This window comes from Lysinibacillus sp. RC79 (assembly GCF_041262405.1).
Lineage (GTDB): Bacteria > Bacillota > Bacilli > Bacillales_A > Planococcaceae > Lysinibacillus.
Genome location: NZ_JBGCCD010000033.1, coordinates 15,523 through 40,479, shown reverse-complemented (window position 1 = coordinate 40,479; position 24,957 = coordinate 15,523). Strand labels below are relative to the sequence as shown.

Sequence of the window (24,957 nt, the reverse complement as noted above, 5' to 3'; positions counted from 1 at the left end):
CCTTTTATTTTGCTGTTGCTCCACCATCAATGACGAATTCGGCTCCTGTTGAGAAAGAAGACTCATCAGAGGCTAAAAACAATACCATCTTAGCCACTTCGTTGACAGAGCCTAAACGTCCTAATGGGAAGAGGTTTTTACCTAATTGCTCTTTAGAGTTACCTGTTGTTTCTGATGCATAGTCTGCCATTCCAGTATCGATGTAGCCTGGATGAATAGAGTTTACTCTTACACCAGCGGCGGCATATTCCATCGCAGCATCCTTTGTCATAATACGAACTGCGCCTTTACTAGCTCCATATAAAACATGCCCAGCAGCTCCAGTTAAACCTGCTATCGATGAAGCATTAATGACAGAGCCTTTATTTTGTTTTGCCATTAGTGGCATAATATGTTTCATTCCAAGGAATACGCCTGTCACATTAATGGACATTAAACGATTCCATTCGGCTAATTCAATTTCTACAAGAGGCTTAATAATATAAATACCAGCATTGTTGAATAGAACATCAACTTTGCCAAAAGTATGGATTGTTTCATCTGCAACCTTTTTCCAATCATCTTCGTTGCTGACATCGTGACGCACGAAAAGCGCATCTCCACCAATTGCTTGGATATCCTTTACTGTTGCACTTCCTGATTGCTCATTTATATCTGTAATAACTACTTTTGCTCCTTCTTTAGCAAATAAAAGTGCAGTCTCTTTACCGATTCCTGTACCTCCACCTGTGATAATGGCTACTTTGTTTTCTAGTCTCATAACAACCACGCACCCTTCATTTCTGGATTCAAAAGATCTAGTGATACTTCAATCATACTCGTTTCATTCTGAAATACTATCCTATAAGGTGCTGTATAATATTGAGTAAATATCGTCCATTTATAGGGTAATGGATTGTGAAGGAGCAGGATTTATATGACCCATTCAAATGAAGAAGTTACATTCCAAGAATTCGTCTTGTTCATTAAAATCTATAGCAAACAGCTAGAAGAAAATATAAATATCTATCTTAATCTAGAGCCTTCTATTTCTGAGTCGGATCGAAAAAGGACTACGATGTTATTGGATTCGTTTATTCTTCTGTTAACTCATATTGAAATTGAAGATATCAATGAAGAATATGGAGGTTATTTAGATACGTGGCTTCAATCACAATTATCCATTATAGATATGAGAAGCTTGAACCTGTTTCAATTAATACTTGAGAAGTCCTTGATTACCTTTATGATTCAACAGAAATATAGCCGTATGAACGCAATATTACTGTTTTTACTATCAATTTTTACTTATCTTGTCCAAAGTTATAACAAATATGAGGAAGAGCATAAGACAAAGTCCGAATCACATGAAAGTTTGGAACTGAAAAATCTCCTATTGTTAGATCAACTTAATAAGCTACTGATTCGTTGTTCTGGATATCAGGATTTAGCCTATATATTAAAAAAATGTGAAGAGTATTTTCAATATAAAAGATGTGTCTTTTATGCATATGTCCCATGGTCAAATCAATTCTACGGTGTCATTGGAGCGGAACTTTCAAAAGTACAGAGCATGAAGGGACAGCTCACTGAACAACATTTAGTTTTTGGCTCAAAGAAACCAATTTATTTAAAAGACCCTAAAAATTTTGTGAAAGAAGAGCATATAAAATTATTTAACTTGTCCTCTGTTATCTTTATACCGATTATTCATGAAGATCAATTATTTGGGTGGCTTACATTTGATCAGCTAGGTGAAGAATTTGATTGCACTAAAGATGAATTACAATTACTTGAACAAGTTGGGAAACGCTTGGGGTTATTTTTATCAAGAAAAGGTGAAAAAGTGGAGAACTCCTCTGAGCTTCACTTAACAGAACGGGAATCTATGATTTTGGGCTTACTAGCAGAAGGCTATGACAATAAAAAAATAGGTAGCTTACTGTTTTTAAGTGAGCACACAGTAAGAGATTATGTCAGCAGTCTAATGACAAAGCTAAAAGCGAAGAATCGCACACAGGTTGTCGCTTCCGCCTTTCGATTAGGGCTGTTGAATTGAGTATTTAACAAAAAACGTGGGAAAAATCCGAATTCTTTTGTTTTAGGAAATTTAAGGAAATGCTATTGGATATACAATAAAAAAGAAAGGAAAGGGCGTATTATAAAGCTTTTCTTCGAATAAAAAATATAGTAATAAAACATTATTTACGAATATTACAAGTGAAAGCATGTAAGCTTACATGATTGTAATGTAATTGAAAGCCAATACGATAGAGTGTAATACATTATTTTGCGAGAATGTGTATAGAAGCAAGAACAAGAAGCGGAGGAATACACAATGAATGAAAAATTAGAAGGCGTATATGAGGAATACAATCGTTACATATACCACCTATGTTTAAAACTTACTCGCAATAATGTAGAAGCTGAAGATTTAATGCAAGAAGTATGGGTAAAAGTTGTGCGCTATGAGGAAAGCGTTGCCGAGGTGGAGCATATTAAAGCTTGGCTAACAACAATTACAATGAATACATTTAGAGATCGCTATCGTAAAAAAACACGACGTAGTAAATACATGATGAACCAACCTGAAACATTAGACGTACCGATTTTAGATTTGGTTCCCAACAATGACATTTCAACAGAAGAAAAAATTGAAAAAGATATAGTTACTAAATTAGTACAGGATAAAATGGGTCAATTAGATACAATCTATCGTAAAACATTATGGTATTTCTACATAGACCAATTTTCACTTGCAGAAATCTCTACAATTATGAAAGTTTCAATTGGTACTGTGAAATCTCGTTTATTCCGTGCAAAAGCTCGTTTAAAAGAAATGCTAATGGCCGATGTATCCATAGTAGAGTCAGTGCTACCAGCATAATGAAATGCATTGGTCGCACTAGCATAATTACTTAGACGGAAGTATTCGCTCGACCAATCCCAAAAAAGATGCATTGCAAAATTACTTTGCGATGCATCTTTTTTTGATGGATTTTTATAGCAAGGAGGATGAACATCGTTGATGGTAAAAGTTGGTAGAACGTGGACATCGCTGATAAAAGGGGTGGAATCGCTGATAAAACCTCGAACATCGCTGATAGAAGAGTAAGAATCGCTGATAAAAGGTTCAGAATCGCTGATAAAACCTCGAACATCGCTGGTAGAAGAGCAAGAATCGCCGGTAAACCGAGTCAAACCCTTAATATTGTGTAAAATTCTATACAAAGTTTTTCAACCCTGACTTTAGTTTTGCTAAATTTCCCAGCTTATATTGGGATTCGCCGCTAAAACTGTGAATTGCGCCGCAAACCAAGTAAAGAACGCCGCTAAACCATAGAATTGCGCCGCAAACCAAGTAAAGAACGCCGCTAAACCATAGAATTGCGCCGCAAACCAAGTAAAGAACGCCGCTAAACCATAGAATTGCGCCGCAAACCAAGTAAAGAACGCCGCTAAACCATAGAGTTGCGCCGCAAACCAAGTAAAGAACGCCGCTAAACCATAGAGTTGCGCCGCAAACCAAGTAAAGAACGCCGCTAAACCATAGAGTTGCGTCGCTAACCAAGCGAAGAACGCCGCTAAACCATAGAGTTGCACCGCTAACAAGCAAGAAACCCCGCTAAACCTCAAAATCCCACCGCTAGGCACAAGACTTTAGTCAAGACACTTTGCCTGTTCTATCCATCACTCCGACGGTTATTACCGTCAAAACCGGTGGACATCGCTGATAGAAGCGATTGGGGAGGGGCAGTCATCCGAAAAATCGCGCCAAAAGAAAAACACCGTAAAAAGTTAGATACATGTCTAACTTTTTAAGGTGTGAAAATGAAGCTTTTACTCATGTCGAGTAGGTTCGACGTTGAGTAATTTTGCAAAAATATTACGTAATGTTTGTACTTCATCAGCTGACAGCATACCAAACATATTTTGTATAAGTTCGCTAACTTGCTGACGGGAATCTTCTAAAATACCTTCGCCATCAGCTGTAATTTTCAATTGGGATGCTCGTCGATCTGTTGCATGCTGTGTTTTTTCAATAAAGCCAGCATTAATGAGCTTACTTGTTAAAACAGTGACACCACCTGTCGTCACTTTTAACCGATCAGCAATGGCAGAAGGGCGTTTTGGTCCCTCCTGCGATAAGTAGTCTAAAATTAAAATATGGGATTTTGAAAAGCCGAGTACATTATGATTATTCCACTCGTTTGCCCACTTACGCTCAATGGAAGATACTACTTCAAACAACGAGGTAATGGCTCTTTCTTTTTCTTGATCCATATAAGGTCAACTCCAAAACTGTTTTAACTTTCTTGTGCCAATCTTGTCATCGCGTTTAACTCATAGGCACGTACTCTGCGTGGAATAAAACGACGAATGTCCATCTCATTGTACCCAACTTGAATACGTTTTTCATCAATTAAGATAGGGCTTCGTAACATTCTTGGGTGAGCTTGGATGATAGCAAACAACTCTTGAATAGAGAGCTGATCAATATCAATATTTAGATTTTTAAAATCATTTGAGTTAGTTGCTATAATTTCATCTGTTCCATCTTCTGTCATGCTTAAAATCTCTTTAAATTCAGCAAGTGTTAGTGGATGTGAAGTAATACGTTTTTCTTTATATGTGATGTTGTGATCTTTTAACCATTTTAATGCTTTTCTGGATGAAGAACAGCTCGCTTGTGAATAAATTGTAACTGTCATTCTTCATTCCCCGCTTTCTTTTTTAGGATTATATTTGATATATATCTTATTAGTAAGTTAAATAGGTTATACATATATCTTACTAGTAAGCTATATATAAATCAATATTTATTTGAAAAAAATTTAAATAGAAATAACATTTTTTTAACTACACTAAAATATACGCACAAAAGAGCGAAAAGTTTCGCAAATTAAGCTTACAATGATGTAAGTTTTGTTAAATCTTAATAATAGATGCTCATAGAATAAAGAGAGCGTTCTAATATAGAGAGAAATAGTCTGATTTAACTTCTTTCAATCACAAAGCCGATTCCGGACGCGATTATGCCGAGGCATAATTGATAGATAATAGATATATTGTTTATCCACTGATTATTTTTATGATTGAATGTAGGCTTTTATGCATAAATAATTAAATTTTTGTTTTCAAAAAAAGTCGGTTCGGAAAGCTTGGGGAGTGGGGGGGACCGCACATACTGCTCTGGTAAGCGAAAGAACTGCTCAGGTAGGTCGGAAAAGTGCTCGGGTAGGCCAGAGAAGTGATCGGGTAAGAGGAAGAAGTGCTCAGGTAGGCCGGAAAAGTGATCGGGTACCCCGAAGAACTGCTTAAAGAAATCGCTCGAGTATAGTTCCTGACAAAGGTTACCCAGGCTCGATTTTCAATCACTAAAAAAGAGGGCAGCCCCGAGTGATCCATGAATCACACCGGTAACTGCCCTCATTGGTAATTTTCCTAGCTTTGTTGTCCTGAAGTAAACCAGTCTTGGACATCCCAAACCTTTGTCGCTAAACCTTCATAGAAATCAGGTTCATGGCTTACTAATACGATTGTGCCTTTAAATTCTTTCATGGCACGCTTTAGTTCATCTTTTGCATCAACATCCAAGTGGTTTGTCGGTTCGTCAAATAAAAGCCAGTTTGCTTCATCCATCATGAGCTTACATAAACGTACCTTTGCTTGCTCACCACCAGATAAAGAATTAAGTGGGCGAGTAATATGATCCGTTTTTAGTCCTGCGCGTGCTAATGCTGCACGTACTTGTGCTTGCTCCATAGAAGGGAAGGCATTCCACACATCATCAATAGGTGTAATTTTTTCAGCTTTTACTTCTTGTTCGAAGTAAGATGGGTAAAGATAGTCACCACGAATCACTTTTCCATCTAGCGGATTTATTTTGCCTAACATCGTTTTTAATAATGTTGATTTACCGACACCATTCATACCGACTAGAGCAATTTTTTCCCCACGTTCAATAGCGAATGTAAGTGGAGGAAGTAATGGCTTGTCCTTGTCGTATCCAATGACTAAGTTTTCAGCCTCTACTACATAACGACCAGAAGAACGTGCCTCTTTAAAGCCGAATTCAGGCTTTAAAGCTGTTTCAGGACGGTCGATACGCTCTAAGCGGTCAAGCTGCTTGGAGCGAGATTTTGCACGACCAGTAGTTGAGTAGCGAGCTTTATTTTTCGCAATAAAATCTTCTTGTTTTTTAATGAATTCCTGTTGTTTTTCATAGGCATCGATATGCTGACGTTTATTGATTTCGGCAAGCTCTAAAAACTTTTCATATGTCGCAGTATAGCGAGTTAATTTTGAAAATTCTAGTTGGAAGATAACATCCACCGTTTCATTCATAAATTCTGTATCATGCGAAATTAATAAGAAAGCGTGTGGATAGTTCTTTAAATAGTTTTTCAACCATGTAATATGCTCTTCATCAAGATAGTTCGTCGGCTCATCTAGTAATAATACTTTTGGTTTTTCAAGTAATAGCTTAGCTAGTAAAACCTTTGTACGTTGGCCACCAGAAAGAGCAGCGACATCACGTTCCAAGCCGATTGCATCAAGACCAAGACCTCGTGCAACCTCATCAATTTTCATATCAAGAGAATAGAAATCACCTGCATCCAGAGCATCTTGCACCTCAGCCATTTGCTCTAGTAAATCTTCCAATTCTTCAGGTGTAGCTTCAGCCATTTTTCCTGTAATTTCATTAAGCTCTTCTTCTTTTTTATATAAAGGAAGAAAGGCGTCGCGTAATGCATCACGCATAGTTCGGCCTGCTGTCAATACAGTATGCTGATCTAAATAGCCGTAATGCGTTCCTGGAAGCCATTCAACTTTCCCAGTATCGTGGATTGCTTGACCCGTAATGATGCCCATTAATGTTGACTTACCAACACCGTTTGCACCTACTAGACCAATATGATCACCTTCAACTAGACGAAAAGAGACATCTTTAAAAAGCGTGCGGTCACCGAATGAATGACCTAAATTTTCAACTGTTAATATTGCCATATATGTTCCTCCGAGATAGCGGCTAAGCTTTTTTATGACCGCTAGTTAATTTCATTTTTAAAGTTCTGCTAATTGTTTATTTAATTCCGCTAGCGTTGCTTCCATATTTGCAAGGCGTTGCTCTGCTTTTGCTACTTGATCATTATGACCTGTAGATTCAAGCTTCTCAATGTCGCCTTGTAAATTCATATAATCCATTTTTAGTTCTTTAATTTGATATTCAATATCACTTTTTGATGACATGATGATTGCTCCTTTATGTGTAGTATTTGTATAACGAATGCGTGTAAAAGCGATGGAGGTTTTTTTATCCCCCACCGCTTATTAGTTACTATCAATCGGGTACTTATGATGCTTGAATCCACTTCTTGTAATGAAAGATAAACGAAAGTGAAAAATTCTACTATATTGTATCATATCCACCTTCAAAGAATCACTAAGTAGAAGCGATATTGTGTCGATCGTAAGCGAAATCTAAAAGTAATGACTGTAGTGCTTCATTATTACTTGCAAGATTGAGCTGTCGTTGTTTTTTAACAGCCCGTTCACTTCGAGCCTCATGTAATAAAAATTCCATAACAGCGTTTTGAATCTGTGATTGCTTCATTTTGCGACCAAGTCCAAGATGAATAAAGCCATTTTGTTCGCGAGGGAAAGCATGTAATAGCTCAGCCTCAGTTTGTGCAAGTGTAATACAAGGCACACCATAAGAGGCGATTTTATAAGGTGTATAGTTAGCATTACAAATAATAATATCTGCTTTTGGTAATAGTTTTAGGAGTGCGGTTTTATCACGAAGAATGGCTGTGTTACGACGACTAAGCACCATCATTTGCAAATCATCTGTTGCATGCCGATAGCTTTCATCAATCATCACTGTAATTTGTAGTGGGATTTGTAGCTGCGTTAAGTGTCGAAGAGTACGGTAGGTTAAGTTATGCTCGTCCCCATCCTCAAAAGCAACAACAATATGAGGTGGGTTTTCAGGTATTTTACTGTCTGGTCTATCATCAAAATTCTGATAAGCTTCTGGTAATACAAAGTTGAAGCTGCCACCAATATAATGAGATGGTAAATAATCTTTAACCTCTTGATAGAGTGCTAGCAATACACAGTCACAGGCTTGACCACCCTCACCAAAATCATCAAAATGAATGATTGTATTGCAGAACGGTCGTAAATTTTGTACTTGCCAGCTTTCAGAGTTACGGCCATCTCTTACAATTAAATCAGGCTGAATACCTTTCATTTGCTTTGGTAGCTCATCGAAATGTTCAAATAAGATTGGCGAGAGATTTTCATTCATTAAAATTTGAATCCCATCATTTGAAGGGGTCTTTACAAATATGAAAACTTTTTCATTTGTAAGTAGCTTTGTCAGCGTTGCAACCCGTTCAAAAGGATACAGCCCTTTATCGATACAGCTTTCAATAATGAAAACTATCGTCTTTTTTAGTTCCATTGCTTGAGTTTCGTTTTGCAAATGTATCCCATCCTTTCATCCGTCTATTTAGACTATGGTGAATAATGGGCAAGTATGTGTAAAAAAATAGGATTATTAAATCAATTTCGCCTTGGCATAATTGATAAAAACCTAAAATTAAATGAGTAAGAGCGCCTTCTTTGGCCGATAAATAAAGTAGAGTTTGTGGAAAGATACATAGGATTGTTTCAGTTTTTTAACAAAAATAGAAGCTAGATGATTTTGTTCCGGCAGTGCGGCTTCTGGAGCAAACGAGCTTTGAAGGGGGTTCAACCAATGGAAATGCGCGCAGCGATTGTTGTAGGGGCTACTGGATTAACTGGTACCTCTCTTGTAGAACAATTATGTGAAAATGATGAATATGTTTCGGTTACGGTTATTGCACGAAGAGCGCCAGCATTTACGCATCCAAAGCTAGAAGTAAAAATTCGTAATTTTGATACTTTAGAGGAAAAAGATATCGAATTTGCACATGAGCTTTATTGTTGTTTAGGTACAACGATTAAAAAAGCAGGATCTCGTGAGGAATTTGAGAAAGTTGATTTTGAATATCCGCTAACGATTGCCTCGTTAGCAAAAAATCGAGGAATCCCACATATGTTAGTTATTACAGCAATGGGGGCAAATGAAAAATCTCCAATTTACTATAATCGAGTAAAAGGAAAGCTTGAACATGATCTTATAGAGCTAGGTTTACAGAGACTTTCAATTATTCGCCCATCTTTATTGGCTGGGGAGAGAGAGGAATTTCGCTTAGGTGAAAAGGCGGGAGAGAAAGTTTTAAAATTCGCAAAGCCACTATTAGTTGGGCCATTAAAGCGTTCAAGAGCTATAGAAGCATCTCAGGTTGCGAAAGCAATGATAGTTATTGCACTGTACGGCGATAAACAGCCGGTTACAATTTATCAATCTCAGGATTTGGCTAAGTTAGATTTTCCTGAAACGCATGATGAGGATATTTCAAGGGAGCAATTATTTAATTGGGATAAGGGCAAATTATCGGGTTCTAGCGATGAAGGAAATAAAGTAAACCGTGAAGTCGTGATTAATCGAGATAAATATAAAATAGAGGAAACCGTTGTAGATAAAGAAGTAAAATTCCAACGTCGTGAGGATAAATAAAGGTCCATCACTGCTATATTAAAATGTATTCAATGCAGACAAGTTGATTGGAGTGGAGGCTGGGCGACTCCTTGGGGATCAGCGATAGGGGAACGAAGGCTAAAACCATCACATCCTGTGATATCGCCTTCGTGACCAACATCGTGTTGGCCCGAGACCCTGGAGCGAGCAAACAGGGGAACGAAGGCTAAAAGCATCACGTCCTGTGATAACGCCTTCGTGACCAACATTGTGTTGGCCCAAGCGGCTCATCGGACGCCCCCAGGAAAGCGCCCAGCCGGAACGGAAATCTACCACACGTTATGAGTCGAATAATATTTTAACTTCTTTCAGCAGAAGTCTCCCGTCTCTATAGGTGATGAGATGAATGAGGTTTAAGTCACTTTTCAAAGGGTGTCCAAACATCGGCTGAAAGAAGTTAAAGCCTCCGGCGGATGTCACGGAATCGGAAAGGAGTTCTTTGTGCAAGCACAAAGTCGATTCCGGACGCAATTATGCCGAGGCATAATTGATAAACAAGTAATCCACATGCCAAAGTTTTTTTTCTAAAGCAATATTTCTTGAGTAGACTACGTTCCGCCTAAAGACTGAATTTACGTTTTTAACCACTACATTTCTTTTCGTGCCTCTTTTCATTTGTTACAATATTATTGTAGAAGATGAATGTGGAGGCAAAATGATAATGAAAATTTTACTCGTTGATGGCACAATGTTTGGGCGTAAAACAGGTGCTATTTTAGAGCAAGTGGAGCACTATATTAAAGAATTAGATGCTAGTTTCAAATTAGAAATTATGCATTTTAGTCAATATAAGCATCAAATTGTAGACGGTTCACCGTTAAATGATGACATGAAGGAAATGATTCAAAAGTTCGAGGAAGCGGATGCATATATTATCGCAACACCGATTTTCCAAGCATCGATTCCGGGCGTTTTAAAAAATGCATTTGACTTCTTGCATCCGAAAACAATGCGCTATAAGCCAGTATCGATCGTGGCAAATGGTGGTACGTATCAGCACCATTTAGTAGTAGAAAATCAGTTAAAACCAATTTTAGACTACTTCCGTGCACTTGTAACGCCGAACTATGTTTACACACACACATCTCATTTTGATGCAGATAATAAGATTGTCGACGAAGATGTTCATAATCGTTTACGTGAATTGGCGCGTGTTTTTGTGCAATATTGTGAAATGAGCAAAACATTGCCGAAAGAACCGATTGATCAACATTAAAATAATATCTTTATCCCTTGTGCAGTGGAAGGAAATCACTGTGCAGGGGATTTTTCTGTTCAAGAATCCTTTTACGATGTGATAAAATAGAATTTTAGTGAAACGGAAGGGAGGGCAGCTCATGCAGGACATCGCTGTACTAGAAAAACAACGCTGTAGTCTAATATTGACTAATAAAGCGAAGGAAGCGGTAGAGGAATGCTCAGCAAATGAGCATGCCTTTTTTGCCTTACAGAAAACATTCACCGTCTATATCGAAAAGCGCAAAGCTAAAACAATTGGTGAAACGTTTTTATCGATTTATTTTAATGCAGAGCAAAATGAAAAGTTAACGGACGTCCTTGCTGAGAAAACAGCCATTATGGATTGTGTGCTTAAGGTTGAAGGGTTGCTAGCTACAAATCTTCGTTTTGTACATATGCGAGGCCCCATCAATACCAATCGACGCTTACCAGCGGCATTACAATTTGTCACAAGACCTAATAATGGAGCAGGGATTCCGCTTGATCTTCATAAAAAAATAAGAGGGCTACCAATAGCCGAGGAGCGCACAGAATATGTGAAAAAGCGTATCTCGAGCTGGGAAGGCTTTTTAAAAATTCAAGAACGTGATGCGACCATTGATGACATTCATACAGAATTTAAGCAAAGCTATTTTAATGAAGATTTTACTAGGCTCACAATTGTCTGCCCGTATATAAAATCGAAGGAATGGAAGAAACTTGAAGGGTTAAGTGTGAACATTCAAGGAGTTCGCGGTGAAATTGGACAAGTATTAAAGGCTCATGCAGGGAAGCAGACAATAGAAATTGACTTAAAGCCTTTTGTGCAGGATTTAGCACGTAAAGATCAACTTAACCTTCGTTCAAAGCAAGCGAGCTTTAGTAATTTTGCGACATTGAGTCAAATTAGACGATTACGCAATGGTTTTACAAAGCTTGAAAAAGGCGAGGCAGTTAACCCTAATTTAGAGACAATACTATTTGAAAAACGTCCAACTGTCCGAACATCAAAGCTTCGAGAGGATATTGTTTTTCACAATAATTTAAACGAATATCAAAGACGGGCTGTTTTAGGAGCATTGTCTGTTGAAGATTTGTATGTGATTCAAGGACCTCCTGGCACAGGGAAGACAACTGTTATTTCTGAAATTTGTCAGCAAAATGTCAAGGCTGGCTTAAAAACACTCGTGGCTTCTCAATCAAATCTAGCCGTGGATAATGCTTTAGGACGACTACTTTCTAATCAAGAAATTCGAATTTTGCGCTATGGTAGAACGGAAAGTATTGAAGAAGAGGGTAAAAAATTTATTGAGGAAAATGTTGCGCTTCATTGGCGTGAGCAAACTCTCGTAGCGATCGAAGAGGAGATCATAGCCTTTACAGAACGTGAACAGGAACTAAAATCAAGTATTAGCAAGGCTGAAGAAGAGCTAGAAAAACTTGAGGCATGGCTTGAGGAGCTAACAAAGGAAATAGCTGCGAAAGAACAGGCTGCAATTGACGAGCCCATTTTACAGCAGGAAATACAAGCCTTAAAGAAAGAATTAAAGGCTGCAAAAGTTGAGCAGCAGGAGAACGAGGCACATAAAGAGCATTACGAAAAACAGCTGGCGCAAATCGAGCCTGCTGTAAAGTCGCTTGAGCAGACCCTTGCTGAAAGCCCATCTATAGAGCAGCTAAAGCTTACTATAGAAGAAACTACTCAAAAAATTGAGCAATTGGAAGCGGCTGCTCAATTTAAGGAGCTGCAAGAGCAAAAGCAACATCTGGCACTGCAGTTCAAAGATATCCAATCGAAATATGAAGAGGAAAATAATCGCCTTCGATTAATGAAGGAAGCCGAAAAATATGTCAGTAATTTAACGTCCTATGAGCGTATTGAACGATTTTTACAACACTATCAAATTCGCCCATCTTATGTGCTGTCACAGCAAATTAGTCGTTTGCAGCATTTAGAGGATGCCAAAGATTTAGATGCATGGGCAACCATCAATACACGACTACAAAAAGCTATCGCAAAGCTTGAGGCGTTGGTATCTGATGAAGAAAAAGAACATGCCCTTGCTAAAAGAAGATTGCAGCCAGTTCAATCGTTTTCATTGCAAAATCTAACAGGTGTTTTTGCACAACTCAATACAGCCTTTCAAGATGATCAAACACCACCAGCCGGGCAAATTGAAAGTTTCTTGCTCGGGTTATATATGCGTCGTGATTTTGTCTGGCAAAAAGGTATAGCTCTTAAACAACAACAAGAGCATAAAGATCAGGAATTTGAGTCGTTACGTAAAGGTATTGGAGGCTTATTACATCAAGAATGCGCGATTACAAGCTTTGACGTTCAAAGCATACAGCGACAATTACAACCATATTTACAGCATACAGAACGACTGCAGCAGCTAGCTGAGACATTCCAAATTGATGCTGAGCCGGAAGAGTCTGTAGAGCATTTAAAAATGCTTGTATCGCAATCAAAATCTTCTCTTCAAATAGCACGTCAACAGCTGGAGGCAGTGGAGCAGGCTAATACACAGCTCCTACCAAAGAGAGCGGCACTTCAAACAGCGCAGACTAGCTTACAAGAGATTGAACAACAGCTCACACAATTAGAAGAAAATATAAAAGAAATTAATATAGCTGGATTACAGAAGGAGAAGCAGCTAACAGCATGCACAAAGCTTTTACAATCAACACCAGAGCGTACTTCCGAGGAAGTAGTGGAAACAATTGCATCCTCCAAAACAGCAATTGTGGAATTACAGCGCAAGGAAAAGCAGCTACCTCTTCGAAAAAAATTACAAGAGCAATGGCGTGACAAGCTACAAAATGCTACTGAATATGATTTAGATGAAATTCGTAAATTATATGTGCGTCATGCGAATGTTATCGGTACGACATGTGTTGCTTCAGCAAGTAAGGAATTTATGGAAAACTACCCGACATTTGATGTTGTCATTATTGATGAAGTATCAAAGGCAACACCACCAGAGTTATTATTACCGATGCTTAAGGGTAAGAAAGTTATTTTAGTAGGCGATCATCATCAGCTACCTCCACTACTTGGAGATGATACGTTGGAGGAAACGTTAAAAGCGATGCTCGATGAAAATCCAGACTTCGATGGTGCGCAGGAATTAAAAAATTTGCTGCGTGAATCACTGTTTGAACGTTTATTTAATAACTTACCGCAAACACATAAGCAAATGCTGGCATTGCAGTACCGAATGCATGAAAAAATTATGCACAGTATTACACCATTTTACGCGAAAGAGGAAAATGGCCTGCAATGTGGTTTACCAGATTCAGATGCGGCACGAGACCATTGCTTGGAAGGACAATTTGTTAACCGTGATGATCATTTGCTATGGGTTGATATTCCGACCGAAAAACCTTATTTAGAGGAGCAGGTAAAGGGCGGAACGAGTCGTTACAATGAGGGTGAATTACAAACAATTCGACGTATTTTAATAGATTTGAATAAGTCTGTTATTGAAGCTAAAGAAGCGGGACGCATACCTCAAGATGCACAAAAAAGCGTTGGGGTTATTAGCTTTTACGGGGAGCAAGTAAAGAAAATTAATCGCCTTCTGCAACAGGAATTACAGCTACCACATCTTCAATTTAGAACCGGGACAGTCGATAAGTTCCAAGGTATGGAGATGGACGTCATATTAGTTAGTATGGTACGTAATACGCCTAAAGGGGGAGACGTTGGCTTCGCAAGAGATTATCGCCGCTTAAACGTTGCTTTATCTCGTGCCCGAGAGCTATTACTACTTGTCGGAAGTGCTGAGATGTTTGCCAAACGTGCGAAGCAACAAGATACACGAGAGATGTACAGCAATCTGTTAGAGACAGTGAAATCCTATAACGGCTTGCGTAATCACGAAGGACAGGTGATGTAGATTGTCAAAATTACAGCAGCGCTTAATGCGTGAACTTCAGCAAAATCGGAACATTAAAATCGTCAAAACCGATGAATGGTGCATCCCCATTCGAACTGTAGAAGTGACCTATGAGCCAGTTCGTCGTTCCACTATGGATGTCTTGATGACAATGCTGTTAATGAGCATACAGGAAGCGGATTTTGCAAATGCACAAGAATTAAGTGAACTATTACTAGTCGATCCGTTATTTATTGAGGATTTAGTATCATTAATGTCTCGAGTAAGTCTTATTGAGCAAACGGAAGGCTTCTATAGATTAACCTCTAAAGGGCAGCAGCAACTGGAACGTGGCATCTTTGAAGAGGAGCTAGATGTAGAAATGGCCAACCTTTACTATAGCCCATGCCATCTTGCATTTCTTGCTGTCGACGAGGACAATATGGAAGAATATGATGATCTACCAGAGTTATATCGTTATGTAGATGAAGAGGCTGAGAAGCAGGAGCATTTCGAAGAAGCACTGTTAATAGAAGCGCTACAACAAGAGGATGAAGAAAAAGCTGGAGCTGGAGCCTCACAAAAAATAATTTCAAAAATTGTTCAAACCGACGCTAAACAAATCAATGATATCCCGTGCCTTGAATTTGTCCTACACAATAAAGAACAAGATATTTTGTTCGTTCGTGTATGGAATGCGCTGTTAAATCAATGGGATTCACACCTAGAACAACAGCTCACAGAAAAAGAACAACTAAGGTGGCGTGAACAATACTTATAAGACAAAAAACGAACGTGTGCAGCGTTCGTTTTTTTGTTTTTTATAGCGTTGAAAAAATGGTCAAGGAAAACTTTGTGATGTTGTCCAAAAGATACACGCTATATGAAGTGGTTGATTGGAGTCTTTTGAGGTGTATGTCGATAAAACGGAAAAGTTGGGCGATAAATATAAAAAGTTAGGTGACAAATTAAAAAAGTTGAGCGATAAATTCAAAAAGTAAAGCGATAAAATGGTAAAAAGCCTCGATAAATTTTTAAGCTTGCATATATTATTACAAAAAAAGGAGGGGACCGATGTTTACGATTAGTTTATGTATGATTGTCAAAAATGAAGAATGTATTATTGAAAGATGCCTAGATTCCGTTCAACATTTAGTGGATGAAATCAATATTATAGATACAGGTTCAACTGATCGTACAAAAGATATCGTCCGAAACTATACCTCTCGAATTTTCGACTTTACCTGGTGTGATGACTTTGCCAAAGCTCGTAACTTTTCCTTTCAGCAAGCTACGAAAGATTTTATTTTATGGCTCGATGCAGATGATGTGATCACAACAGAACATCAGCGAAAGTTTCTACAGCTTAAACAGTCACTTTATCATCCAAATGTCGATGCTGTTTCCATGGATTATTATGTAACGTTGGATGCTGATGGCTGTGTAGAATCAAGTGAAAAAAGGTTTCGTCTCGTAAAACGTGCACGTAATTTTCAGTGGCGGGGTGCCGTCCATGAGTATTTAGATGTAACAGGCCAGCTTTATCATAGCGATATAGTGGTTACACATTTGCCAAGAAAAAGTGATATTCATCGCAATATTCATATTTATGAGCGTTTAATGAAAGAAGGGCACCCATTTTCAGCTAGAGAAACTTTTCATTACGCAAATGAGCTAAAAAATCATCAGCGATTTTTAGAAGCTATCAATCACTATAATATTTTCCTAGATTCCACAAAAGGCACTGCTGATGAAAATATCGAAGCTTGCTTAAATTTAGCGGATTGCTACCAACAGCTACACGATTCAAAACAAGCAACACAAGCTATTTTACAATCATTATTATATGATCGACCAAGATCAGAAACATGCTGTCGAATTGGTCATTTTTTTATGGAGCAATTGAAAAATAAAGAGGCCATTTATTGGTATTCACAAGCATTACAGCATCCTTTAGAACAAACAATGGGTATTCAAAAGCATGCTTATTCTACATGGCTTCCTCATTTACAGTTAAGTTTGTTATACAATCGCTTACGTCTCTATGAAAATGCATATCAGCATAATGAGGCAGCACGTAAATTTAAGCCAAACGATCAACGCATACTAGACAACCGAAAATACTTGTTAAGTCAGTTAAAGAAATAAGGCCGTCATGGAAAGGGAACATCAATAAAATTTATATATATACCGTAACCAATTAACACTGATACAAAAACAACAATTGTCATACAAATCACATTCCGAGGTCTGAAAGTTCGAGCATCCATTCATTCATCCCCTTTCGATTTTGTGAACATTCTGTTAACTCAACATATGTTTTGAGAGTTTGAGTATGCAGTTCATCTTCGATATTTTTATTTGAAGCATAGAAAAAGAGCAAATTCACAATTAACGTGAATTTGCTCTTTAAATTAATCGTCTAGCCGATCAATATTTCTGTCTAGCCGATCAGTTCTGTGGGTTAGCCGATCAATATTTCTGTCTAGCCGATCAGTTCTGTGGGTTAGCCGATCAATATTCCTGTCTAGCCGATCAGTTCTGTGGGGAACCTGATCAATTTTCCTGTCTACCCGATCAGTTCTCAGTCGTACCTGATCAATTTTCCTGTCTACCCGATCAATTCTCTGATGTACCCGATCATTTTTCAACACTACCTAATCATTTCTCCAGCAATGACTATTATGAAGACTAAGTAGATGCCTCTAAACAATTTCTGCCCCGAACTTATGGTATATTAGACATTACATAGTTAGTAAAGGAGTACGAATATATGGTTAAAAGTGTAGTTATTGCTGAAAAACCTTCAGTTGCACGTGATATAGCAAATGTCTTGAAATGTAATAAAAAGGGGAATGGGTTTTTAGAAGGTGACAAATATATAGTTACTTGGGCATTAGGTCATTTAGTGACATTGGCCGATCCAGAAGCCTACGATAATAAATATAAAACATGGAATTTAGAAGACCTTCCGATGTTGCCAGAACGAATGAAGCTAGTAGTGATGAAGCAGACGGGTAAGCAATTTAATGCAGTCAAATCACAGTTAACGCGTAATGATGTCAATGAAATCATTGTAGCTACGGATGCTGGGCGTGAAGGTGAATTAGTTGCTCGATGGATTATTGAAAAAGTAAATGTGAAAAAGCCAATTAAACGTTTATGGATTTCATCTGTTACAGATAAAGCAATCAAAGAAGGATTTGCTAATTTAAAACCGGGTAAAAACTACGAAAATTTATATGCTGCTGCTGTTGCTCGTTCTGAAGCGGATTGGTATATCGGATTAAACGCGACACGAGCATTAACGACAAGATTTAATGCACAGCTGAACTGTGGCCGCGTTCAAACCCCAACTGTTGCGATGATTGCTGCACGCGAAGATGAAATTAAAAACTTCAAAGCACAAACGTACTACGGTATTGAAGCACAAACAGATTCGTTAAAGCTTACATGGCAAGACGCAAATGGTAATTCACGTAGCTTTAATAAAGAAAAAGTCGACGTTATTGTCAAAGCATTAGGCAATCAAGATGCAAAGATTGCCTCAATTGATCGCAAGCCTAAAAAATCATTTGCCCCTGGTCTTTATGATTTAACAGAATTACAGCGAGATGCCAATAAATTATTTGGCTATTCGGCAAAAGAAACATTAAATATTATGCAAAAGCTATATGAATCTCATAAAGTGCTGACATACCCTCGAACGGATTCACGTTATTTATCATCTGATATTGTCGGCACATTACCTGAGCGTCTAAAAGCATGTGGCATCGGCGAATATCGTACATTAACGAATAAAATTTTAACAAAGCCGATTAAAGCGAGTAAATCATTTGTAGATGACAGTAAAGTGTCCGATCACCATGCGATCATTCCAACCGAGGGCTATGTAAACTTATCTGCATTTAATGATAAAGAGCGTAAAATTTATGATTTAGTAGTAAAACGATTTTTAGCTGTATTATTCCCAGCACAAGAATATGAGCAATTAACAGTACAAGCTCAAATCGGCAATGAGAAATTTATTGCTAAAGGGAAAACTGTAACTATTGCAGGTTGGAAAGAAGTATATCAAAATCGTTTTGATGATGAGGAATCCACGGATGATGTAAAAGAGCAACTGCTTCCTCGTTTAGAACAAGGACAAGTGTTAAAAACAAAACTAATTGCCCAAACATCTGGTCAAACAAAACCACCAGCACGTTTTACAGAGGCGACATTACTATCTGCTATGGAAAATCCGACGAAGTATATGGAAACGAACGACAAGAAGCTTGTAGATACGTTGAAATCAACAGGCGGGTTAGGGACAGTTGCAACACGAGCAGATATTATCGAAAAGCTATTTAATTCATTCTTAATCGAAAAACGTGGCGGCAAAGAAATTTACATTACATCTAAAGGTCGTCAATTGCTTGACTTAGTGCCTGAAGAATTACGTTCTCCTGCGACAACAGCCGAGTGGGAGCAAAAGCTTGAGCTAATTTCAAAAGGTAAGTTGAAAAAAGACGTGTTCATCAATGAAATGAAAAAGCACACGAAAGAAATAGTCGCTGAAATTAAAGCAAGTGATAAAAAATATAAGCATGACAATATCTCAACAAAGTCCTGTCCTGATTGCGGCAAGCCAATGCTTGAAGTCAACGGTAAAAAAGGCAAAATGCTTGTCTGCCAAGACCGTGATTGTGGACATCGTAAAAACGTATCACGTGTCACAAACGCACGATGCCCGCAATGTAAGAAAAAGCTAGAACTACGTGGTGAAGGTGATGGCCAAATCTTTGTATGTAAATGTGGATATCGTGAGAAACTATCTGCTTTTGAAGCTCGCCGTAAAAAAGAAGGCGGTGGCAAAGTAGATAAGCGTAGTGTACAAAAGTACATGAAGCAGCAAGAAAAAGAGGATGAACCGATTAATAATGCGTTTGCGGATTTGTTAAAAGGGATGAAGTTTGACGAATAGTTATAAATAAAAAAGCGGGAGTGTTAAATAAATTAACATTCCCGCTTTTTTATTCTTTATAAACAGAAATTTCAGAAAATATATTGAATTACAAAAATAATTGTGTTACTGTATGTAACATGAAAATGAAGTTTAAACTTCAAAAAATAAAATTAGAAGGACGTACTTCTATAATGGATAATCAAACAATTCAACAAGTCATTCAACATAAATACCAGGAGCTTTCGAAGAGTCAGCAAAAGGTAGCGATCTTTATCCTCAAAAATTTGCAGACTGTCGGTGTTCATTCAGCTGCATATGTGGGGGAGAAGGCAGGGGTAAGTGAAACGACAGTTATCCGCTTTTGCTACGCTATAGGATTATCGGGTTATGCTGAGTTGCAGCGGGAGATTACGATGCAGCTATTCAATGAGGGCAATGCCAGTAGCTTGCACAATTATTTGCAATCAAAGCAGGCACTTTTTGAAACACCACGTTTTTATGAAAAAACGATGGAAAAGGATGCATCGAGTATTTTAAATGTTGCTAAGAACATTAACGAGGCAGATTTTAATCGTGCTGCCGTCCTGCTGCATACGAAGAAAAAAATCTATATTGTTGGGAATGGGTCCTCTCATTTAGCGGCACAATGGTTGTATTTTACGTTAAATATGTTACGTCCTAACGTAGTGCTTTTAGATTTTGAAACTAGTGAAATCATTAGAACTTTACAAGAAATTGATGAGGATAGTGTGGTCATTATTTTATCGTTCCATCGTTATTTTAAAGAACCGATTCAGTTGGCAGCTGAAATTCAAGAAAAACATTGTGAGATTATTGGTATTACGGATTCTAAAATTGCGCCTATCACGCAATATGCGACGATAACTTTTGTGAATGAACAACAGGAAATGTCTACGATTGATGCAATGCCTGCACTGATCTCATTTTTAAATACACTAATTGCAGGTATGACTGCACAAGATCACGACTATTATGAAAATCAACGCGTAAAATATGATGATTTCCAAAATAGCTTTTTAGCAAATCGATGGAGTTGAATAAAATGAACCAAGCTTTACAAAACTTACAGCCGAGATTGGCTGATATTTTTACACATCTTCATGAGCATCCGGAAATTAGCTGGCAGGAAAAGAAGACAACGCAATACATCGCCAATCTATTGAAGGAGGCACAGATGGAGCCTCAGTTGTTCGAGGATATGACGGGACTGTATGTAGATATCGGGGAAGGGATACCGAGAGTCGGATTTCGTACGGATATTGATGCATTATGGCAGGAAGTAGATGGTGAATTTAAGGCCAATCATTCTTGTGGTCATGATGGTCACATGACGATGGCTATTGGGACGGCACTAGTGTTAAAGGATATGGAGCATTTACTCCCCGGCGCTGTACGTATTCTTTTCCAGCCTGCTGAAGAGAAGGCACAGGGAGCTCGCGCATTCGTGGAGAAGGGGCTAATTGATCATCTAGAATACTTATTTGGTGTCCATGTTCGTCCGTTAAAAGAATTACAGGACGGAACGTATGCCCCAGCATTGTACCATGGTGCAGCAAAGCTTTTTACTGGGACCATTATTGGAGAAGAGGCACATGGCGCACGACCTGAACTTGGCATTAATGCTATTGAGGTAGGGGCAGCGATTGTCGAAGGCTTACAAAAAATTTGGACGGACCCCACTGTCTCAGCGTCAGTTAAAATGACGCAATTTAATGCAGGAGGTACTGCTACAAATATTATTCCTGGGAGAGCAACATTTAGTATTGATGCACGAGCACAAACAAATGAAGTAATGCAAGCTATCACAGATGGTATTGAACGTGTAAAGGCATCGGTAGAAGCGATGTATGGTGCGAAAATTTCCTTACACGTTGATGCACATATTGTTGCAGCGTTAGTGAATGATGAGGCATTACAACATATGAATTCAGCTATTGTTGACACAGTCGGTGAAAAAGCATGCGCTTCACCAGTCATCACTCCTGGAGGAGAAGATTTTCATTTTTATACGTATGAGCGTCCGAATCTGAAAGCAACAATGCTTGGCTTAGGTTGTGGTGTAACACCAGGATTACATCATCCGAAAATGACCTTTAATCGAGAGCGGCTTATTACAGGTGTGAACATTATTACGAGAGCTATTTTAAGAGCTTTATAGACCCTAAGTTAGGGCCGTTAATATGGGATAAAGAATAGAAAGGGGTGATAGTAATGATTGACGTAAGGGAAATAAAGACAATCGAACAGCTGGAGCAAGTTCAGCACTTGGAATATAACGTTTGGGCCATGCCTTCTATTCCCATTCATCAAACTTTAACAGCTGTGAAAAATGGTGGTATCGTTGTTGGTGCCTATGATGGTGATCAATTAGTTGGCTTTAGCTATGGCTTTTCGGGGTTTCGAGAGGGCAAAAGCTATTTATGTTCCCATATGTTAGGGATAGATGAAAATTACCGCTCCAAAGGAATAGGTGAACAATTAAAATATGCCCAGCAAGCTATTGCTATTGAGCGGGGCTATGATTTAATGGTGTGGACCTTTGATCCGCTGGAAACACGAAATGGTTTTCTCAATCTTTCCAAGTTAAATGGTATTTGTTCTACGTATATAGAAAATTGCTACGGTGAAATGCAGGATGGCTTAAATAAAGGGTTACCTTCAGATCGTTTTGAGGTGTGCTGGTATATAACTTCTGATTATGTAAGTAAAAGTGTTTCAATAGATACAACGGATGCCATACCAGTGGCAAGTTGTGTACTAAATGAACAAGGATTCCCACACTTAGATATAACTGAAAATTTAAAATATAACAAAGATTTATATACACTACCTGTGCCAAAGGATTTTCAAGCATTGAAGCTGCAAGACCCGACATTAGCATTGGAATGGCGTTTCAAAACGCGACATATTTTACAACGATTATTTGCACAAGGTTATGCTGCAGTTCAATTGCAGCAGCAAGAAAATTACAACGAGTATGTTCTCGTAAAATTAGAAACTTTAGGTCTGAAAGGGGAAAATCAATATGAAAATTACGGAAATTACTATTAGACATTTAAAAATGAAATTAAAAGAACCATTTACAACTAGCTTTGGCACATTTGATGATAAAGATTTTTTAGTTTTAGAGGCCAAGGATGAAGCAGGAACAATCGGTTGGGGAGAATCTGTAGCGTTCTATTCTCCTTGGTACAACGAGGAAACATTGCAAACGAACTGGCATATGCTAGAGGATTTTTTAATTCCTCTTATTTTAAATAAAGAGCTTCAGCATCCGGATGAGGTCAATGAGCTATTTAAACCAATTCGCAAAAATAATATGGCGAAATCCACGATTGAAGGTGCTGTGTGGGATATTTATGCCCAACAGACGAATCAATCCCTTGCAGCTGCACTCGGTGGCAAAAAGGACAACATTGAAGTAGGGATCAGTATCGGTATTCAAAAATCAATCGAGGACTTAGTAGCGTTAGTAGATGGTTTTGTTAAAGAAGGCTATAAACGAATGAAAATCAAAATTAAGCCAGGTTGGGATGTAGAAGTCATGCGTACATTACGTGAAGCGTTCCCTGATGTGGCATTTATGGCGGATGCGAACTCAGCTTATCGTCTGTCAGATGCTGAAACGCTCAAGCAGCTAGATGCTTTTAATTTAACGATGATCGAGCAACCATTGGCGTCAGATGACATCATTGATCACGCAGCATTACAAAAATTAATCGATACGCCAATTTGCTTGGATGAAAGTATCCATTCATTAGAGGATGCACGTAAAGCTGTTGAGTTAGGCAGTACTAAAATTATTAATATAAAAATTGGACGTGTTGGTGGCTTAACAGAAGCAAAGAATATACATGATTATTGTGAGGCAAATAACATCCCGGTCTGGTGTGGCGGTATGCTGGAGTCTGGTATTGGTCGTGCACATAACGTGGCATTAACTACATTATCGAATTTTATTTTACCTGGAGATACTGCAGGCTCAAGCCGTTATTGGGAAAAAGATATTATCGACCCAGAAGTTGTGGTAAAGGACGGCTATATTGAAGTTCCCCAAAAAGCGGGTATCGGCTATAAAGTAAATAGAGAGACGATCGATTTATTCACAGTAGCACAGAAAACATATAAATAACGTGACTTGAGTAGTACAAGAAGTATATTTCGTTAGGAAGCCTATGAATATAATTGATTAGATAAGCGGGTGTTCTATGAAAAAAAGTTGGCAAATAGGTGGCGCATTTGTAGGATTAATCGTTGGTGCTGGCTTTGCATCAGGACAGGAAATTATGCAATATTTTACGAGCTTTGGTCTTTACGGTATAGCAGGGGGAATTGTCGCAACAATCGCATTTGCCTTTCTAGGGATGAGTCTAGCGCAATTAGGAGCGGATTCACAAACGACATCCCATAAAGAGGTTATATATCAAATTGGTGGACGTTATGTTGGGGTACTATTAGATATTGTCATTACATTCTTCTTATTTGGTGTTGCGGTTGTTATGTTTGCTGGATCGGGGTCAACATTTGAGCAAATGTTTAGTATAAATCCGATGATTGGCAGTATTTTTATGGTAATCATTACGATTTTAACATTGCTATTAAATGTAAAAAATATTATTAATATAATAGCTTTAGTGACACCATATTTAATGGGGATCGTTTTTATTATTTTAATTTACTCCATTTTCACAATGGACTTAACCATTGCAGAACAGAATGTGTTAGCGAAAGAGCAAACATCTGCGGCTTCAAATTGGATACTTGGGGCACTGCTTTATGTATCTTATAACATAGCTGCTGGTACTGCGATGTTAATTGTTATGGGGGGAACAGTAAAAGAGCGCAAGATTGCTGGTTTAGGCGGTCTTCTTGGGGGTTTAATGCTCGGTGTCTTAATCATACTAATTAATATCGCTATGTTCGTTAAAATGGACGTAGTTGGTGGGGCAGCAATGCCGACATTAGAGCTAGCAAAACAAATTCATCCTGTAGTGGGTATCTTAATGTCCATTGCTTTATTAGGCATGATGTACAATACAGCTGTAGGGATGCTTTATGCGTTTGCAGTACGTTTTATAGCGCCTGATCATAAATATTTTAAAATAGGTATCGTGGTGATTGGTTTAATAGGCTTTGTCGCGAGTTTAGTAGGGTTCACGACATTAGTTGGCAAGGTTTATTCAACAATGGGGTATTTAGGCTTTGCATTAATTATTGCAATCATCATCTCGTGGCTACGTAAAATACCAAAATCTTTATAAATTGTTTTTGAG

The 24,957-nt window shown here is 38.2% G+C and carries 20 protein-coding genes; 13 read left to right on the top strand and 7 right to left on the bottom strand.

Annotated elements, in window-relative coordinates; translation table 11 throughout:
- Positions 1 to 4: 4 nt before the first annotated feature.
- Positions 5 to 760 carry an SDR family NAD(P)-dependent oxidoreductase gene (locus tag ABH968_RS22620; RefSeq protein WP_370047666.1) on the bottom strand — a complete coding sequence of 252 codons (756 nt, stop codon included), beginning with the start codon at positions 758 to 760 and terminating at the stop codon, positions 5 to 7.
- A gap of 156 nt (positions 761 to 916) precedes the next feature.
- On the opposite strand from ABH968_RS22620, the gene ABH968_RS22615 reads away from it, so the two are divergent.
- Positions 917 to 2,038, top strand: coding sequence for a LuxR C-terminal-related transcriptional regulator (locus ABH968_RS22615; protein WP_370047664.1), 1,122 nt, complete (start codon positions 917 to 919; stop codon positions 2,036 to 2,038).
- Positions 2,039 to 2,317: 279 nt separating this feature from the next.
- The gene (locus tag ABH968_RS22610) at positions 2,318 to 2,866 is read left to right on the top strand and encodes an RNA polymerase sigma factor (protein ID WP_370047662.1); all 549 of its coding nucleotides are present in this window, start codon (positions 2,318 to 2,320) and stop codon (positions 2,864 to 2,866) included.
- A 371-nt stretch (positions 2,867 to 3,237) separates the two neighbouring features.
- On the opposite strand, the gene ABH968_RS22605 is transcribed toward ABH968_RS22610, so the two are convergent.
- The 6 genes from ABH968_RS22605 to ABH968_RS22580 form a co-directional block, all read right to left on the bottom strand.
- Positions 3,238 to 3,591: a hypothetical protein gene (locus ABH968_RS22605; RefSeq protein WP_370047660.1), complete on the bottom strand. Its 354-nt coding sequence runs from the start codon at positions 3,589 to 3,591 to the stop codon at positions 3,238 to 3,240.
- A gap of 228 nt (positions 3,592 to 3,819) precedes the next feature.
- Positions 3,820 to 4,263: a MarR family winged helix-turn-helix transcriptional regulator gene (locus tag ABH968_RS22600; RefSeq protein ID WP_370047658.1), complete on the bottom strand. Its 444-nt coding sequence runs from the start codon at positions 4,261 to 4,263 to the stop codon at positions 3,820 to 3,822.
- 23 nt (positions 4,264 to 4,286) lie between these two features.
- A complete protein-coding gene (gene spx / locus ABH968_RS22595; RefSeq protein ID WP_370047656.1) occupies positions 4,287 to 4,691 on the bottom strand; it encodes a transcriptional regulator Spx in 405 nt (134 codons plus the stop codon).
- 733 nt (positions 4,692 to 5,424) lie between these two features.
- Positions 5,425 to 6,990 carry an ABC-F family ATP-binding cassette domain-containing protein gene (locus tag ABH968_RS22590; RefSeq protein ID WP_370047654.1) on the bottom strand — a complete coding sequence of 522 codons (1,566 nt, stop codon included), beginning with the start codon at positions 6,988 to 6,990 and terminating at the stop codon, positions 5,425 to 5,427.
- A 57-nt stretch (positions 6,991 to 7,047) separates the two neighbouring features.
- Positions 7,048 to 7,233, bottom strand: coding sequence for an SE1832 family protein (locus ABH968_RS22585; RefSeq protein ID WP_370047652.1), 186 nt, complete (start codon positions 7,231 to 7,233; stop codon positions 7,048 to 7,050).
- Between the two features lie 193 nt (positions 7,234 to 7,426).
- The gene (locus tag ABH968_RS22580) at positions 7,427 to 8,473 is read right to left on the bottom strand and encodes a PseG/SpsG family protein (RefSeq protein WP_370047651.1); all 1,047 of its coding nucleotides are present in this window, start codon (positions 8,471 to 8,473) and stop codon (positions 7,427 to 7,429) included.
- A gap of 276 nt (positions 8,474 to 8,749) precedes the next feature.
- On the opposite strand from ABH968_RS22580, the gene ABH968_RS22575 reads away from it, so the two are divergent.
- The 11 genes from ABH968_RS22575 (at position 8,750) to ABH968_RS22525 (ending at position 24,945) form a co-directional block, all read left to right on the top strand.
- Positions 8,750 to 9,595 carry an NAD(P)H-binding protein gene (locus tag ABH968_RS22575; protein ID WP_370047649.1) on the top strand — a complete coding sequence of 282 codons (846 nt, stop codon included), beginning with the start codon at positions 8,750 to 8,752 and terminating at the stop codon, positions 9,593 to 9,595.
- 682 nt (positions 9,596 to 10,277) lie between these two features.
- On the top strand, positions 10,278 to 10,832 hold the full coding sequence (locus tag ABH968_RS22570) for an NADPH-dependent FMN reductase (protein ID WP_370047647.1): 555 nt from the start codon (positions 10,278 to 10,280) through the stop codon (positions 10,830 to 10,832).
- Positions 10,833 to 10,953: 121 nt separating this feature from the next.
- Positions 10,954 to 14,736 carry a DEAD/DEAH box helicase gene (locus ABH968_RS22565; RefSeq protein ID WP_370047646.1) on the top strand — a complete coding sequence of 1,261 codons (3,783 nt, stop codon included), beginning with the start codon at positions 10,954 to 10,956 and terminating at the stop codon, positions 14,734 to 14,736.
- A 1-nt stretch (position 14,737) separates the two neighbouring features.
- Positions 14,738 to 15,496, top strand: a complete 759-nt coding sequence (locus tag ABH968_RS22560) for a hypothetical protein (protein ID WP_370047644.1) — start codon at positions 14,738 to 14,740, stop codon at positions 15,494 to 15,496.
- Between the two features lie 293 nt (positions 15,497 to 15,789).
- On the top strand, positions 15,790 to 16,863 hold the full coding sequence (locus ABH968_RS22555; RefSeq protein WP_370047642.1) for a glycosyltransferase: 1,074 nt from the start codon (positions 15,790 to 15,792) through the stop codon (positions 16,861 to 16,863).
- Positions 16,864 to 17,488: 625 nt separating this feature from the next.
- The gene (locus tag ABH968_RS22550) at positions 17,489 to 19,681 is read left to right on the top strand and encodes a DNA topoisomerase III (protein ID WP_370047640.1); all 2,193 of its coding nucleotides are present in this window, start codon (positions 17,489 to 17,491) and stop codon (positions 19,679 to 19,681) included.
- Between the two features lie 173 nt (positions 19,682 to 19,854).
- Positions 19,855 to 20,721 (top strand): MurR/RpiR family transcriptional regulator, encoded by an 867-nt coding sequence (locus tag ABH968_RS22545; RefSeq protein WP_370047638.1) that lies wholly within the window; start codon positions 19,855 to 19,857, stop codon positions 20,719 to 20,721.
- A 5-nt stretch (positions 20,722 to 20,726) separates the two neighbouring features.
- Positions 20,727 to 21,842 (top strand): M20 peptidase aminoacylase family protein, encoded by a 1,116-nt coding sequence (locus tag ABH968_RS22540; RefSeq protein ID WP_370047636.1) that lies wholly within the window; start codon positions 20,727 to 20,729, stop codon positions 21,840 to 21,842.
- A gap of 53 nt (positions 21,843 to 21,895) precedes the next feature.
- Positions 21,896 to 22,735, top strand: a complete 840-nt coding sequence (locus ABH968_RS22535; RefSeq protein ID WP_370047634.1) for a GNAT family N-acetyltransferase — start codon at positions 21,896 to 21,898, stop codon at positions 22,733 to 22,735.
- On the top strand, positions 22,710 to 23,816 hold the full coding sequence (menC, locus tag ABH968_RS22530) for an o-succinylbenzoate synthase (protein ID WP_370047633.1): 1,107 nt from the start codon (positions 22,710 to 22,712) through the stop codon (positions 23,814 to 23,816). Before ABH968_RS22535 ends, menC begins: the two co-directional genes overlap by 26 nt.
- A 76-nt stretch (positions 23,817 to 23,892) precedes the next feature.
- A complete protein-coding gene (locus ABH968_RS22525) occupies positions 23,893 to 24,945 on the top strand; it encodes a YkvI family membrane protein (RefSeq protein WP_370047631.1) in 1,053 nt (350 codons plus the stop codon).
- The last annotated feature ends 12 nt before the right edge of the window (positions 24,946 to 24,957 follow it).

Excerpts from the sequence above, each read along its gene's own strand:
- ABH968_RS22545 (WP_370047638.1), top strand. The coding sequence starts at position 19,855 with ATGGATAATCAAACAATTCAACAAGTCATTCAACATAAATACCAGGAG.
- ABH968_RS22535 (WP_370047634.1), top strand. The coding sequence starts at position 21,896 with ATGATTGACGTAAGGGAAATAAAGACAATCGAACAGCTGGAGCAAGTT.
- ABH968_RS22570 (WP_370047647.1), top strand. The coding sequence starts at position 10,278 with ATGAAAATTTTACTCGTTGATGGCACAATGTTTGGGCGTAAAACAGGT.
- ABH968_RS22525 (WP_370047631.1), top strand. The coding sequence starts at position 23,893 with ATGAAAAAAAGTTGGCAAATAGGTGGCGCATTTGTAGGATTAATCGTT.
- ABH968_RS22540 (WP_370047636.1), top strand. The coding sequence starts at position 20,727 with ATGAACCAAGCTTTACAAAACTTACAGCCGAGATTGGCTGATATTTTT.
- ABH968_RS22585 (WP_370047652.1), bottom strand. The coding sequence starts at position 7,233 with ATGTCATCAAAAAGTGATATTGAATATCAAATTAAAGAACTAAAAATG.
- spx (WP_370047656.1), bottom strand. The coding sequence starts at position 4,691 with ATGACAGTTACAATTTATTCACAAGCGAGCTGTTCTTCATCCAGAAAA.
- ABH968_RS22620 (WP_370047666.1), bottom strand. The coding sequence starts at position 760 with ATGAGACTAGAAAACAAAGTAGCCATTATCACAGGTGGAGGTACAGGA.
- ABH968_RS22565 (WP_370047646.1), top strand. The coding sequence starts at position 10,954 with ATGCAGGACATCGCTGTACTAGAAAAACAACGCTGTAGTCTAATATTG.
- ABH968_RS22575 (WP_370047649.1), top strand. The coding sequence starts at position 8,750 with ATGGAAATGCGCGCAGCGATTGTTGTAGGGGCTACTGGATTAACTGGT.
- ABH968_RS22590 (WP_370047654.1), bottom strand. The coding sequence starts at position 6,990 with ATGGCAATATTAACAGTTGAAAATTTAGGTCATTCATTCGGTGACCGC.
- ABH968_RS22550 (WP_370047640.1), top strand. The coding sequence starts at position 17,489 with ATGGTTAAAAGTGTAGTTATTGCTGAAAAACCTTCAGTTGCACGTGAT.
- ABH968_RS22600 (WP_370047658.1), bottom strand. The coding sequence starts at position 4,263 with ATGGATCAAGAAAAAGAAAGAGCCATTACCTCGTTGTTTGAAGTAGTA.
- ABH968_RS22610 (WP_370047662.1), top strand. The coding sequence starts at position 2,318 with ATGAATGAAAAATTAGAAGGCGTATATGAGGAATACAATCGTTACATA.
- ABH968_RS22615 (WP_370047664.1), top strand. The coding sequence starts at position 917 with ATGACCCATTCAAATGAAGAAGTTACATTCCAAGAATTCGTCTTGTTC.
- ABH968_RS22555 (WP_370047642.1), top strand. The coding sequence starts at position 15,790 with ATGTTTACGATTAGTTTATGTATGATTGTCAAAAATGAAGAATGTATT.
- menC (WP_370047633.1), top strand. The coding sequence starts at position 22,710 with ATGAAAATTACGGAAATTACTATTAGACATTTAAAAATGAAATTAAAA.